This window comes from Segniliparus rotundus DSM 44985 (assembly GCF_000092825.1).
GTDB lineage: Bacteria > Actinomycetota > Actinomycetes > Mycobacteriales > Mycobacteriaceae > Segniliparus > Segniliparus rotundus.
Map to the genome: position 1 here is coordinate 248,740 of NC_014168.1, position 13,529 is coordinate 262,268.

The 13,529-nt window shown below is 67.0% G+C and carries 16 protein-coding genes; 13 read left to right on the forward strand and 3 right to left on the reverse strand.

Translation table 11 applies throughout. From position 1 onward, the window contains the following. The first annotated feature begins 70 nt into the window (after nt 1-70). Complete coding sequence (locus tag SROT_RS01395; protein ID WP_013137217.1) at nt 71-745, forward strand: alpha-ketoglutarate-dependent dioxygenase AlkB family protein; 675 nt, start codon at nt 71-73, stop codon at nt 743-745. A 3-nt stretch (nt 746-748) separates the two neighbouring features. Here SROT_RS01395 and SROT_RS01400 read toward each other — a convergent pair whose 3' ends face one another. Both SROT_RS01400 and SROT_RS01405 read right to left on the reverse strand, forming a co-directional pair. Beyond that, a complete protein-coding gene (locus tag SROT_RS01400) occupies nt 749-1,843 on the reverse strand; it encodes an inositol-3-phosphate synthase (RefSeq protein ID WP_013137218.1) in 1,095 nt (364 codons plus the stop codon). Then, nucleotides 1,840-2,412 (reverse strand): PadR family transcriptional regulator, encoded by a 573-nt coding sequence (locus tag SROT_RS01405; protein WP_013137219.1) that lies wholly within the window; start codon nt 2,410-2,412, stop codon nt 1,840-1,842. Before SROT_RS01405 ends, SROT_RS01400 begins: the two co-directional genes overlap by 4 nt. A gap of 366 nt (nt 2,413-2,778) precedes the next feature. On the opposite strand from SROT_RS01405, the gene SROT_RS15460 reads away from it, so the two are divergent. The 7 genes from SROT_RS15460 (at nt 2,779) to rplI (ending at nt 7,170) form a co-directional block, all read left to right on the forward strand. Beyond that, a complete protein-coding gene (locus SROT_RS15460; RefSeq protein ID WP_013137220.1) occupies nt 2,779-3,375 on the forward strand; it encodes a CD225/dispanin family protein in 597 nt (198 codons plus the stop codon). 68 nt (nt 3,376-3,443) lie between these two features. After that, entirely contained in the window at nt 3,444-3,848 is a 405-nt protein-coding gene (locus tag SROT_RS01415) for a DUF5318 family protein (protein ID WP_049773251.1), read from the forward strand. Between the two features lie 97 nt (nt 3,849-3,945). After that, nucleotides 3,946-4,275, forward strand: coding sequence for an Mtp family mycobacterial-type pilin (locus SROT_RS01420; RefSeq protein WP_013137222.1), 330 nt, complete (start codon nt 3,946-3,948; stop codon nt 4,273-4,275). A 24-nt stretch (nt 4,276-4,299) separates the two neighbouring features. After that, nucleotides 4,300-5,760 (forward strand): glycosyltransferase family 87 protein, encoded by a 1,461-nt coding sequence (locus tag SROT_RS01425; RefSeq protein ID WP_013137223.1) that lies wholly within the window; start codon nt 4,300-4,302, stop codon nt 5,758-5,760. 127 nt (nt 5,761-5,887) lie between these two features. Continuing rightward, nucleotides 5,888-6,175 (forward strand): 30S ribosomal protein S6, encoded by a 288-nt coding sequence (gene rpsF / locus SROT_RS01430; RefSeq protein WP_013137224.1) that lies wholly within the window; start codon nt 5,888-5,890, stop codon nt 6,173-6,175. Nucleotides 6,176-6,192: 17 nt separating this feature from the next. Further along, the gene (locus tag SROT_RS01435; protein ID WP_013137225.1) at nt 6,193-6,693 is read left to right on the forward strand and encodes a single-stranded DNA-binding protein; all 501 of its coding nucleotides are present in this window, start codon (nt 6,193-6,195) and stop codon (nt 6,691-6,693) included. 21 nt (nt 6,694-6,714) lie between these two features. Then, nucleotides 6,715-7,170: a 50S ribosomal protein L9 gene (rplI, locus tag SROT_RS01440; RefSeq protein ID WP_013137226.1), complete on the forward strand. Its 456-nt coding sequence runs from the start codon at nt 6,715-6,717 to the stop codon at nt 7,168-7,170. Nucleotides 7,171-7,288: 118 nt separating this feature from the next. Here the strand turns inward: rplI and SROT_RS16320 are convergent, their stop codons facing one another. After that, nucleotides 7,289-8,137: a GNAT family N-acetyltransferase gene (locus SROT_RS16320; RefSeq protein ID WP_049773252.1), complete on the reverse strand. Its 849-nt coding sequence runs from the start codon at nt 8,135-8,137 to the stop codon at nt 7,289-7,291. A 500-nt stretch (nt 8,138-8,637) separates the two neighbouring features. Between SROT_RS16320 and dnaB the strand changes: the two genes are divergently transcribed. From dnaB to SROT_RS01475, 5 genes are all read left to right on the forward strand, one after another. Continuing rightward, nucleotides 8,638-10,095, forward strand: a complete 1,458-nt coding sequence (gene dnaB, locus SROT_RS01450; protein ID WP_013137228.1) for a replicative DNA helicase — start codon at nt 8,638-8,640, stop codon at nt 10,093-10,095. A 128-nt stretch (nt 10,096-10,223) separates the two neighbouring features. Beyond that, nucleotides 10,224-10,466, forward strand: a complete 243-nt coding sequence (locus SROT_RS01455; protein ID WP_013137229.1) for a hypothetical protein — start codon at nt 10,224-10,226, stop codon at nt 10,464-10,466. Nucleotides 10,467-10,468: 2 nt separating this feature from the next. Further along, complete coding sequence (locus SROT_RS01460) at nt 10,469-10,768, forward strand: hypothetical protein (RefSeq protein ID WP_013137230.1); 300 nt, start codon at nt 10,469-10,471, stop codon at nt 10,766-10,768. 556 nt (nt 10,769-11,324) lie between these two features. Further along, nucleotides 11,325-12,260, forward strand: coding sequence for a glycoside hydrolase family 19 protein (locus SROT_RS15465; RefSeq protein ID WP_148223300.1), 936 nt, complete (start codon nt 11,325-11,327; stop codon nt 12,258-12,260). Beyond that, nucleotides 12,260-13,462: a hypothetical protein gene (locus SROT_RS01475; protein WP_013137233.1), complete on the forward strand. Its 1,203-nt coding sequence runs from the start codon at nt 12,260-12,262 to the stop codon at nt 13,460-13,462. Before SROT_RS15465 ends, SROT_RS01475 begins: the two co-directional genes overlap by 1 nt. The last annotated feature ends 67 nt before the right edge of the window (nt 13,463-13,529 follow it).

Below are 13,529 nucleotides of genomic sequence, written 5' to 3' on the forward strand. Positions count from 1 at the left end.
GTCCGCGTTGGCAGCCGTCGGCGCGAGCGGACCCGGCTGTACGCAAACCAGGGCGCAAGGAGACCAGGCTATGACGCTTTTCGGCCCCGAGGACGTGCTCGGCCCGCCGCGGGAACGGCAGGCTCTCCCCGCTGGGGCCGTGCATCTGCCCGGTTGGCTGTCGCTGCCCGAGCAGGCCAGACTGAGCGCCGAGTTCCAGATGTGGGCGCGCGGGCCGGTTCCGCTTCGTGCGGCGGCGCTCCCGAACGGGGGCCGCATGTCGGTCCGCACGGTGTGCCTCGGCTGGCATTGGCAGCCGTACCGGTACACCCGGACCGCCGACGACGTCAACGGCCAGCAGGTCTTGCCCTTCCCGGATTGGCTCGGCGACCTCGCCAAGGCCGTTGTGCGCGAGGCCTGCGGCGCGACCGCTGCCCGAACGTACCGCCCGGACGCCGCGCTGGTGAACCACTACGACGCGCATGCGCGGATGGGCATGCACCAAGACAAGGACGAGAGAACGGACGCGCCGGTCGTCTCGCTCAGCGTCGGCGACAGTTGCGTGTTCCGGTTCGGCAACGCCCAAGGCCGGGGCAAGCCCCACACCGACGTCCGGCTCGAATCCGGGGACGCGTTCGTGTTCGGCGGGCCTTCGCGCCTCGCCTACCACGGGGTGCCGAAAATATTCCCGGGCACCGCGCCCGAAGGCTGTGGGCTCGCGCGCGGACGGCTCAACATCACCGTGCGCGCCACGGGGATGCCGTGAGGGTCACTCGCCGGAGATGAAGGTCTCCAACTGGGCGCGGGCGACGTCGTCGGCGAGCTGGCGCGGCGGGGACTTCATCAAGTAGGCGCTGGCCGGGTAGACCGGGCCGCCGATGCCCCGGTCGAGGGCGATCTTCGCGGCCCGCACCGCGTCGATGATGATCCCCGCGGAGTTCGGCGAGTCCCACACTTCGAGCTTGTACTCCAAGCTCAGCGGCACGTCGCCGAAGGCCCGGCCTTCAAGGCGCACGTACGCCCACTTGCGGTCGTCGAGCCATTCGACGTAGTCGGACGGGCCGATGTGGACGTTGCGGTCGTAGACCTTGCCCGCCAGCGACCCCTGCAGGTTGCTCGTGACGGCCTGGGTCTTGGAGACCTTCTTGGACTCCAACCGGTCGCGTTCCAGCATGTTTTTGAAGTCCATGTTGCCGCCGACGTTGAGCTGGTAGGTGCGGTCCAGCACGACGCCCCGGTCTTCGAAGAGCTTCGCCATCACGCGGTGGGTGATGGTGGCGCCGACCTGGCTCTTGATGTCGTCGCCGACGATCGGCACGCCCGCGTCCTCGAACTTCTTCGCCCACACCGGGTCGGAGGCGATGAAGACCGGCAGGGCGTTCACGAACGCCACCCCGGCGTCGATGGCGCACTGGGCGTAGAAGCGGTCCGCTTCCTCGGAGCCCACCGGCAGGTACGAGACCAGCACATCGGCTTTGGCGGCCTTGAGGGCGGCGACCACGTCGGCCGCCTCGCCCGGGGCCTCCTCGATGGTCTGCATGTAGTACTTGCCGAGCCCGTCGAGGGTGGGGCCGCGCAGAACGGTCACGTCCTGGGGCGGCACGTCGGAGATCTTGATGGTGTTGTTCTGGCTCGCGAAGATGGCCTCGGAAAGGTCGAAGCCCACTTTCTTGGCGTCCACGTCGAACGCGGCGACGAACTTCACGTCGCGGACGTGGTAGGGGCCGAAACGAACGTGCATCAGTCCGGGGACGGTCGCGTCCTCATCGGCGTCCTGGTAATACTGCACGCCTTGGACCAGGGACGCGGCGCAGTTGCCGACGCCGACGATCGCAACTCGGACTTCGTTCGCGTTCTCGCTCATGCTTGGTGGCTCTCTCCTCGGATCTCAGCGGCGATGAGCTCGTTGAGCCATCCCACTTCGCGTTCAGTGGACTCCAGGGCCAGCTGTTGCAGCTGGGCTGTGTACCGGCGCAGGCCGGCGCTGGCTTTCGCCAAGGTCTCGCGCAGGGTGTCGCGACGTTGCTCCACCTGCCGGCGGCGGCCTTCGAGAATGCGCATGCGCACCTCGGGCGTGGTGAAGCGGAAGAATGCCAACCGCAGGCCAAAGCCGTCGTCCGTGTAGTTCCGGGGTCCGGTGTCGCTCACCAATTCGATGAAGCGTTCCCGCCCTTCCGGGGTGATTTCGTAGACCCGCTTCGCCCGCTTGCTGCCCACGGACGTGGAGCCGGCCAGCGCGCTGCGGGCGGAGGGCGGCGGCGCGGCGTCCTCCGAGCCGATCAAACCCTCCGCCTCCATGCGCTTCAAGGCCGGGTACAGGGACCCGTACGAGAAGGCCCGAAACGGACCGAGCAGCTCTCGGAGGTTTTTGCGAAGGTCGTAGCCATGTATGGAGGAGTCATGGAGCAATCCGAGGATCGCCATCTCCAACATGCTCTCGACCTTTCTCCGCTCTCCGCCCACGTTCTTGTGCCGTGTTCTTTTTGGTTTGACCCGTCCAGATGGTATATCGCGCCGATATAGCTGTCAATTTCGAACTCTCAGAACGCGCATTAAGAGCATGCCGAAACGCGCAGTGCGCGCGCATCTCTCCGGGCGGCCCGGCGGACGAGGCGGCGGCGAAGGCCTTCGCCGCCGCGCCCGCGGCCGGCCTGAGCGGTCGGACCGCACAGCGCTTTCCCAGGAGGCGCACAACAACTGCGCAGCCGAGACTTAACTCCCGCTGATGTTTCGGTCCTAGCATCGTGTCATGCCTCTGCACGAGGCTCGAGAGACGACACTCGCCAAAGGAGACTCGAAATGTCGCAACCGTCCGCATCGCCCGAAACCACAGAACCGCCCTCCAAGCCCGCGCCGGGCACTGTCACGCATGTGACCACGAATCTGCCGCAGTCGAACATCGGCTGGGCGGTGGCGTCGGCCATCTTCTTCTGGCCGCTCTCGTTCAGCGCCTTCACCAACGCCTGGAAGGTGTACCCGCTCTGGTCGGCGGGCGACGGCGAAGGGGCCGAACAAGCGGCGGCCAAGGCCAAGCTGCTCGGCAAGATCTCCCTCCTGGTCGGACTGGTCCTCATCTTCTTGTTCGTCGGGTTGCGGATCGTGCTGCCCTTCTGGTTCTGGCGCCACCACGGCGGCGGTTGGGGCCTTGGGGATTGGGGTCCCGGCGGCCACGAGCCCGGCGGCTGGGGTCCTGGCGGCCACGAGCCCGGCGGCTGGGGTCCTGGCGGCCACGAGCCCGGCGGCTGGGGTCCCGGCGACATGGACCACGATGGCCCCGAGGGCCAGCCATCGCCTCCGGCCCCGCCGCAGCAGCCGGTTCCGCCGCAGCAGCCAGTTCCGCCGCAGCTGCCGGTTCCGCCGCAGCAGCCGGTTCCGCCGACTGCTCCGAGGAGCTGACGCGTCGAGGAAGATCCTGGTCGCGCCGGCCTTCGGCGCGACCGGGCTTTTTCACTTAACCTGGACAGGTGCGATCACTCGGCCAGCCTGGGCACCATGTCGTGGAGTACGGACTCCAACGGCGTTCGAGGCTTGCCGACTACCAGGCGGGGCTCGTCGCACGGGGGGAGATCTGCGACGCGGACCGCTTCCTCTTGCTCGCCGCGAAATTCCACGGCCAAGCGTCCACGACGCTCTGCCCGGTCTGCGGCAAAGAGCGCCTGACCCTCGTCTCGTGGGTCTTCGGCGACTCGCTCGGCCCGGCTTCCGGGTCCGCGCGGGGCGAGGCCGAGCTCGCGCAGCTCTCCCTGGCGCGGGGCGAGTTCACGGTCCACGTCGTCGAGGTCTGCCGGGGCTGCTCGTGGAACTTCCTCATCCGCTCCTATGTGACCGGCACGGCGAAAACACGGGCCAAACGCGGAGCGTCCCGCTAGGCCGCGGCGGCGGCGCATGATCGGCTGTAGAATGGCCGCGAACCACGCTTGAGCCTTTCGGCCGGCGGCGAGATCTGTGGAGAAAGAAGGCGACCGTATGAAAACCATGACTGCGGCACTGTTCGCGACAGCTGTTTGCGGGGCGGCCTTCCTGGCCCCGTCCCCCGCGTTGGCCGCCCCCGCCCCCGGCCACCACGACAAACAATGGTGCCCCGGCCAGCCTTGGGACGAGGAGTGGGGCGTCAACGACAACCCGATCAGCTGCCACGCCGTCGACACGGACGAGGACGACGAGGGCCTGGACGACGACGCCCCGGACCCTGACCTCGGCGTCGGCGTGCCCAAAGCCCACCCGGACGGCGAGTACCCGCCGGACTACGACTGGTCCGACCGCTACGAGGACAACCACGGCGGCCGCCACGGCTGAGGCCCGTGCTTATACAGTGACGGGGTGGCCCGAGTCCCCGACACCAGTCCGTCCCGCGAAGTCGACCAGGCTTCGCTCGGCGGACGAGTGCTGCCCACCTGGGAGTCCGCTGCCGCTGTGCAGCTCTCCCGCTGGGTAGGCGGTGCGTTCGGCGAGCACGGCACAATCGGCAGACAGCCGTTTTTCACCCCGGTGCGGATACTGCTCCTGTTCGCGGTCCTCGGCTTGGTCCTTGGCTTCGGCTCCAAAGCCCCGTGCCTTGAGCAGCGCGAGACCAAACACGGCCACTTCGAAGTCCTCTGGACGAACCACAACGAGTACGCCCGCGCCTGTTACACGGACATTCTGCCGTTGTACGGCTCAGAAGGGTTCGACAAGGGCTCCGTGCCCTACCGCGACCACCGGCCGGACGGGCGTTGGATGGAATACCCGGTGCTGCTCGGCTCCTTCCAGTACGCGGCCGCCGCGGCGGCGCACGCCTGGACGGCGGGCGCGCGGCACGGTGTGCTGCCGCCGATGGCGCCGGGGCTGGTCTTCTTCGCCGTGTGCGCGCTGGTCATCGCCGCCGCCTGGCTTGTCGTGGTGTGGGCCAGCGCCCGGCTCGCGGGGAACAGGGTCTGGGACGTGTGGCTCGTGGCGCTCAGCCCGGTGGTGTTCGTGCAGGCCTTCACGAACTTCGACGCGATCGGGGTCGCGCTGTTGATGGCAGCCCTGCTCGCCTGGCGCAGGAATATGCCGTTCCTCGTCGGCCTGTTGGCGGGCCTCGGGGCCGCGGTCAAGCTTTTCCCGGTCCTGCTGTTTTTCCCGTTGCTGCTCGTCGCGTGGCGGGACAAACGCGTTGCCGACTGGGCCAAGGCGCTCGCCGCCGCCGCAGCGGCGCTCCTCGTGGTGAACCTCCCCGTGGCCTGGGCGTACCAGGAAGGCTGGTCCGAGTTCTTCACGTTCAACAGAGACAGGCTCTCGCAGGAGGGCTCGCTGCTCTACCTGGTGTTCGACTACCTGCGCGTCCAAGCCCAGCACGGCTCGGTCGGACTTTTGCCCGCGGAGAAAGCGAACGCGATCTCCCTCGTGGCCTTCGTGCTCTGTTGCGCCGCCATCGCGGCGGTGAGCCGCACGGCGCGCGCGAAGCCGACGCTGGAGCAGCTGGTCTTCCTGACGGTCACGGCGTTCCTGCTCACGAGCAAGGTGTGGAGCTCGCAGTACTCGCTCTGGCTGGTGCCGCTCGCCGTGCTCGCCTTCCCGCGCCTCTGGGCGCTCGCGGGCTGGATGTTCCTGGAGCTCTTGAACTGGCTGACCAGGCAGTGGTGGTTCTATGAGAGCTTCTCCGGCGGCGGCGACCCCACGGTGGAACGGGTGTATTTCCTGTTGCTCGTCCTGCGCGACGGGGCGCTGGTCGCGATCTGCGCCGCCCTCGTGCGGTCGCTCTACCGCGGGGAGCGCGCCCCTGCCCCCTGCGCGTCGCCCACAGCCGAGCCGGCTCGCTGAGTTGTGCAATCCGCCTGCTCTCGTTTAGACTTCCCCACCGAACATATGAGATTCTCCTGACCCGGCCATCCCTTGGTTTCTTTTGTCCGGCTGGGTTCGTTTAGACCGTAGGAGGTGATGGGGTTTCATGCGTCAATACGAGCTCATGCTCATCCTCGACCCGAACATCGATGAGCGCACCGTCGCCCCGGCGGTGGACAAGCTGCTCGGCGTGGTCCGCGAGGAAGGCGGCAGCGTCGAGAAGGTCGACGTCTGGGGCCGTCGTCGGCTCGCGTACGAGATCGCCAAGCGCGGCGAAGGCATTTACGCCGTCGTGGACCTCAAGGCCCAGTCTTCGACCGTCTCCGAGTTGGACCGCCAGCTGCGGATCAACGAGACCGTCCTGCGCGCCAAAGTGCTCCGCAAAGACAAGTAAATCCCCAGGAGGGCGATATGGCAGGCGACACCGTCATTACCGTGGTCGGCAACTTGACGGCCGACCCGGAGCTGCGGTTCACTCCGACCGGCGCGGCCGTCGCGAACTTCACCGTCGCGTCGACGCCGAGGATGTTCGACCGCCAGACCAACGAGTGGAAGGACGGCGAAGCGCTGTTCTTGCGCTGCAACATTTGGCGCGAGGCCGCGGAGAACGTGGCCGAGTCGCTCACCCGAGGCTCTCGCGTCATCGTCACCGGCAGGCTCAAGCAGCGTTCCTACGAGACCCGCGAGGGCGAGAAACGCACTGTCGTCGAGCTCGAGGTCGATGAGATCGGCCCGTCGTTGCGGTACTCCACCGCGAAGGTGAACCGGGCGGCGCGAGGCGGCAGCAGCGGTGGCGGCGGCGGGCGCTCCGGCGGCTACGGCGACGACCCGTGGGCCTCGGCCCCGGCCGGGGACGACTTCCCCTCCTCCTCTTCCCGTTCCGGTTCCGGCGACGACGAACCGCCGTTCTGACATTGATCCAAGGAGCATGACATGCAGTTGATTTTGACGAAGAAAGTGGCCGGTCTCGGCGGTGCTGGCGACCTCGTGGAGGTCAAGGAGGGCTACGCCCGCAACTTCCTCCTGCCCCGCAAGCTGGCCATCACCGGCACCGCTTCCGCGCAGAAGCAGGCCGAGAACATCAGAACTGCCGCAGCGCAGCGCGAAGCCAGGGCGCATGACCGCGCCGAGGAGCTCAAAGCCAAGCTCGCCGAGGTCGGCAAGGTGGCTGTGCCCGCCCGCGCCGGCAACACCGGAAAGCTGTTCGGTTCGGTGACCCCGGCGCAGGTCGCGGCAGCGATCTCGAACGCGGCTGGCTCGCAGGTGGACGCTGGCGATGTGCGGCTCGCCGCGCACCAGATCCGCTCGCTCGGCCAGTACGAGATCGAAGTGGACCTTGGAGCCGGACTGACCTCCAAGGTCAAGCTGGACATCGTCGCCGCGCAGTAACACTTCTGGCACGACGCGTCGAGCGGCTCGCGACATGCGGGCCGCTCGACGCGTTGTCAGGCTCCTGCCGACCGGAGACGACGGTCCCGCTCGTGGTTCCTCGTCGTGGCCGAACCGCTCACGGCGCTTGGAAGCGTCTTTCGCTGAACCGCAGGACCGGGCGGTAGCCGAGTTTTCGGTAGATCGAATTCGGCCTCGGGCTGGTCTCGTCGGTGAACAGCACCACGCGTGCGGCCCTGCCCGTCTCAAGCGCCCATGCGGTCGCCGCGCCCGCGACAGCGATGCCGTACCCGTTGCCTCGGACGTCCTCCGGCGCGAACACCGGCCCGACACGGGAAACCCCCGCGACCGGTCGCCGCACGCCCGCGAACGCGACCGGCCTCCCCTTGTCCTCCCAAATGACGAAGACGCAGTCCGACCCGCGCAGGTTCGAGCCCAGGACCCGCCGCATCGTCTCGGGCGAGCCATGCCTGCCGTAGTCCTCGGCCTCGTAGTCGAGAGTCCATCCGACCAGCAGGTCGAGGTCCGCGGCCGTCGCGAGCCGCGCGGCTCCTGGCACGGCGGGCGGGGTGTGCTCGCCGAGTTCGTGCAGCACGTTGTGGCGCGGCGGCAGCGCCACGGCGCCCACTGTTGCGCACCACGCATCGGCGAAGGCGTCCGCGACCTGCTCCGGGCCGTCCACGGCGACGAGCGCCGGGTCCGCCTCGGCGTAGGCCGCGACGACCGCGTCCACACAGCTCCGCGGCAGCGCGGAGAGCCGGAGCGGATCGTCCCGGCTGATCTGCAGCATCGCCCCGGCCAACGTCCCGTGCGGCCATGCCGTCAACAACAGGTACGGGGCGCCGCCCTGGGACAGGTAGGCGGACAAAGCGCTGAGCGTGAATGTGTTGCGGACGGCGTCCTTCTCGTAGAGCTCTCGCGTCAGTTCCCAGAAATCCGCCACCCTGCCATGCGCCCGAACGACCACCCCTGGATCATGCCCCCGGCGTTCCGCGGCGTCAATCTCCGCTGTTGCGCACAGGTTTTTGCCATGCGTCCGCCTGGCTCGGAAACTTCCGGCGCCCTTTGTCTTCCATCGAGATGGCCAAACGCTGTACTCCAGATCACAACACGCCGACGGGCGCATTCTCGCGACACGCCGATACTTTTTTCATCCACAGCCTTTATTGTTTCTTAACATGCCCTGAACTGGGGAAAGTGAGATTTCTGCGCACTTTCTCCACATTTCATCCACAGGCTCGCGGAACTCGTGAACAACTTGTCCCGGGCAATGCACAGGTTTCTGCGGCAGCTGTGGATAACTGATCTTGACCGACGGGCGCTCGGGCCCTAGCGTTGCTTGGTCATCGCCCCCTCGGAAAGGGGCGGGCGTCCTCAACGGCAACGGCCGCCGATGAAAAATGTCAGTCCGTTCGGATACATATGTCAAGGATGCGACTGACAACGGAGCGAGAGTGAGGACTGTGCATGCCAATGCCTGTGGGCGAGTCCAGGGAACGGGTCGGCCTCGTGCGCGCCGAGGATGCCCCTCGTGAGGACCACGGTCTCGGATCCGCAGTCGCCTCCCGGGACCGGGGGCCGAGCTCCGACGGGCCGTACGACGCGGGCCGCCAGCCGCCGCAGGACGCCGTCGCGGAGCAATCCGTGCTCGGCGGCATGCTCCTGTCGAAAGACGCCATCGCCGACGTGCTCGAACACGTCCAAGGGAAGGACTTCTACCGTCCTGCCCACCAATTGGTCTTCGACGCCATCTTGGAGCTGTTCGGGCGGGGCGAGCCCGCGGACGCGGTGCTCGTGGCCGCCGAGCTGGAGCGCAAAGGGCATCTCGGGCGGATCGGCGGAGCCCCGTACCTGCACACACTGATATCGAGCGTCCCCACAGCGGCGAACGCGTCCTACTACGCCGAAATCGTCGCCGAGAAGGCGATCATGCGCAGGCTCGTCGAAGCGGGCACCCGCATCGTGCAGTACGGCTACGGCGGGGCGGACGGCCAAGACGCCGCCGAAGTCGTGGACCGGGCGCAAGCGGAGATCTTCGACGTCACCCAACGCAAACGCGCCGACGAAGTCGTGGCGCTCGAAGACCTGCTCCAACCCACCATGGACGAGATCGACTCCATCGCGAGCCGCGGCGGGATCTCGCTCGGCGTGCCCACCGGGTTCGCCGACCTCGACAAGGTGACCAACGGCTTCCATCCCGGCCAAATGATTATCGTCGCAGCCCGCCCCGGCGTCGGGAAATCCACCCTCGCATTAGACTTCCTGCGGTCCTGCTCGGTGCAGAACGGCCTGGCCAGCGCCTTGTTCTCCCTGGAGATGAGCAAGATGGAGATCGTCATGAAACTCCTCTCCGCCGAGGCGCGGATCCGTCTCGCCGACATGCGCTCGGGCCGGATGAGCGACGACGACTGGAGCCGCCTCGCCCGGCGGATGAGCCAAATCAGCGAGGCGCCCCTGTTCATCGACGACTCGCCGAACCTCACCATCATGGAGATCCGCGCCAAAGCGCGCAGACTCAAGCAGCGCCATGACCTCAAGCTCGTCGTCGTCGACTACCTCCAGCTCATGACCTCCGGCAAAAAGGTGGAGTCCCGTCAGCAAGAAGTGTCCGAATTCTCCCGTCAGCTCAAACTGCTCGCCAAAGAGCTCGAAGTCCCCGTCGTCGCGCTCAGCCAGCTCAACCGCGGCCCCGAGCAGCGCACCGACAAACGGCCCATGGTCTCGGACCTGCGCGAGTCGGGCTCGTTGGAGCAGGACGCCGACATGGTGATCTTGGTGCACCGCCCGGACGCCATCGAGCCGGACGACCCCCGAGGCGGCGAGGCGGACCTCATCCTCGGCAAGCACCGAAACGGCCCGACCTGCACCATAACGGTCGCCCACCAGCTGCACGTCTCCCGGTTCGTGGACATGGCACGGGGCTGAAGGGCCTCTGGCGGGTCTCGTGGCCGCCGGTTTGGCGCCAATCAGTTTGGCGCAGTGTTGACGCCTCAATTCCCCGGGTGCGGTGTGCGTGTCGCATGGAGGAGCACACGAGTGTGCGATGATGAGGCATGGCGAAGGCCGATGATCTGTACCTGATGCAGTTGGAGTTGCAGAAGCGGACAAAGGCCAGCATGCAGGCCGTGGACCAGGGCTTCCAGGCGATTCGGGACGAGGAGCGTCGGCAGGCGGATCAGCGGGAGAAGCGGGCCGAGCAGGAAGCAGCGGCCACCCCTGAGGGAAGAGCCCGGGCGGCGTGGGACGCGGCCTCGGACCCGAGGCGCTGGGGCAGCTACGAGGACGAAGAGGGATAGTGATGGCGGACATGAGCAGCCCCGACGGGGTACGCCAGCTCGGCGACGCGTGGCTGCAAGCGAGCGGCGGGCTGCACGACCAGGCCACGGCGATACAGTCGTCCCCGCTCTTCCCGGCCAGTTTCGGGTCGCGCTACGCGGAGCAGGCCGCGGGGGTGCGCGAGGGGTTCGAGAAGATCGCCGACACCTGGCGCGGCTGGGGCGGGCATTGCGAGGGCTACGGCGGGAACCTCCACGGCGCCGTGAACACATACACCGGCGCCGACGAGGGCAACGCCTCCGAACTGGACATGCACTTCTGATGGCCGACACGGGCAAGGAGATCCTCGACAGCGGCCACGTGCCCGTGAACGGCCAACAGACGGAGGCGCTCGCGGCGCTGCGCCAGTACTTTGACATCCTGCTGCTGCACTGGGTCAGGCTCGCGGCCTGCGGTGTCAGTTTCGCCGGGCTCGACCCGAACAGGGGCGGCGGCTATTACACGCAGGCGTACCACGCCGAGGACGACATCGACCTCAAAGCATTCCGGGACACATCCCAGACGCTGCGCACCGCAGGCGCGGGCACACAGACGCAGCTCGACCTGATCGCACAGACCGAGAACCTGCACCACCACTGGAACGACCCCGCTAGCGACGCGGCCCTGCACAACTACCTGACCAACAAAGACCGCATGGAGCAGGACCAGAGCGATCTCGTCGCCCACCAGCAGAATATCGCGCAGGTGGCCGAGAACCTGCAGAAAGCGCTGGAAGCCAAACGCGACATGGCGGTCAACGCCGTCGACAAGCTGGTCAACCAGGCGCTGCGCAACAGCCCCGGGATTTCGAGAACCGGCTGCGCACCGCCTGCGAGTCGATGGAGTCCAACAACCAGGGCGGCGGCATCGGCGGCTTCGGCTTCCACCAGCACCTCTACCAGCACCACGGGGCCCCCGGCGAGAACTGGAACGCCAACGACGTGCGGGGCGACATCCAGAACAGCGTGGTGAACGCCTTCGCCCTGGTCTGCCAAGCCCTCGACAAAGCCGACAACGAGGTCAAAACCCACATCGAGGAGAACTACGACGTGCTCCTCAAAGCCCTCGACGCCCAAGGCGGGCCACCGCCGCCCCTCTCGGAGGAGGCGCTCGGGCGGGTCATGCCGAAGCTGGCCAAAGACCCGCAGAAGCTGCACGAATACTACGAGATGCTGCTACAGACGATGCGGGAGAACGGGATCGACGACCCGAAGGCGCAGATCACCTTCCTCGCCACACTCGCGGAAGAGTCCGACCAGTTCACGGCGCCAGGGCTCGAGGAGCTTTGGGACGAAAAATACGGGGACAACCCACCCTACGACGCCAGAGCACACTACTACCAGGTGGTGGACGGTCTCGAAGGGGACGACTGGGTGTACCACGGGCGGGGCTATATCCAGTTGACCAATCGCGCGAACTATCAGGCGGCTCAAGACTACCTCCGCCAGCACGGATACCCGAACATCGACCTCATGGGCCACCCCGAGCAGGCGTCGGACCCCAAAACCGCCGCAGCGACAGCCGGATGGTTCTGGAAGAACCACGGCGCCGACCTCAGCAGAGTCGCCGCTGCAGGAGATCCGAGCACGGCATTCACAAACGTGACGATGGGCGTCAACGGCGCTGTGAACGGAGAAGTCGCCCCAGCCGCGCAGTACCCGACAAGAGCCGAGTACTACAACGCGCTCGTCACGGAGTACCGGGAGATGCTCGCCGCAAGAGGGGTGCCCGAAAGCTCCCTGCCCACCACCATCGACACAGCCCCGAGGTACTGATGAGACTGACGCACACCTGGTTCTCGGCGCTGGCCGCCGCCTTCGCGCTCGCCAGCTGCCACGCTCCGGACGACGGCCAGGGCTCCTCGTCGAGCGCCCAGCACCACGCCGTGGGCGCATCGACCGCCGCGACAGCGCCGCTGCCGACAGACTTCCCTGGCATACCTGCGGGAGCGGTCGTCGCGTACCACGACGGCGACGGCGTCAAAGTCATCACCGCGATCCCAGCTGCTACGCAGGCGAGCTTCGGGGCGAAAGACACCGGAGCCCCGTCCTTCACCGCCGATGGGAAGCACGTGTTCGCGAGCGTCGGCAAGGCGAACAGGCAAGACGCTGATCAGATCTTGGACTTCGATGTGGCCACCCGGACCGTCAGATCCATCGCGTGCCCGTGCGCGAAGGCCGTGGCGGCAAGCGGCAGCATGCTTGTCTGGTGGGAAGACCCCGACCGCCTCATGAGTCTCGATCTGCGCGAGCCGGATCCGAAGCCAAAAATATTGCGCACCGTGCAGCTCCCGACCCCCGCCCCCGACAAAATCCAGGGCGAATTGTCATGGCAACCCAGCGGCACAGCCGTCATCGGCGCCAGCAGGGACATCGTGCTCATCGGCAGACTCCCCACGAAACCCCTTCCCACTGGAGGCCCGACCTACTTGTTCACTGTGCAGGACGATGGCACAGCCCGATCGCTCGGAGCGGCGAACTCCGATGGTCCGGTGACCCGCGCGCTCTTCAGCCCCGGCGGGAAACAATTCGCTTATATCGGCAGGTATCGGGCGAGCTCAAACTCCCGATCCGCGTCCGTGTCGATCGTCGACACCTCGACCTGGCAGACACAGACCCCGTCCATCGCAGACAGCTCCAGTCCGGGCGTCGTCCCCGGTGTGACCAGTCTCTGGTGGGATTCCGACGGAGCGCTCGACACCGTCTATTACAGCGACAAAGAAGGCTCGCCCAGCCCGATGACGACTGTCACCCCGCCGAACATCTGGACGCTCACCGACCAAACATGGAAGCAGATCGGCTTCGACGGGGAACGATGGTTGTACCACCTAGCTCCTGGCGCGATCTTGACGCTCGGGCGTTCCAACCCCAGGGACGAGCACAGCGTCAGCACGACCCTCTCCATGGAGGTCCAAGGGCGTCGCGCGCAGATCGCAGAGGGCGTCACAGCAGTTGCGGCGATGTCCGCAAGGCAATGACGGGGCCCGTCCTCGTCCGGTGACCAGCACAACGGTTGCCAAGCCTCGGACCATTGGCCGAGCAAGT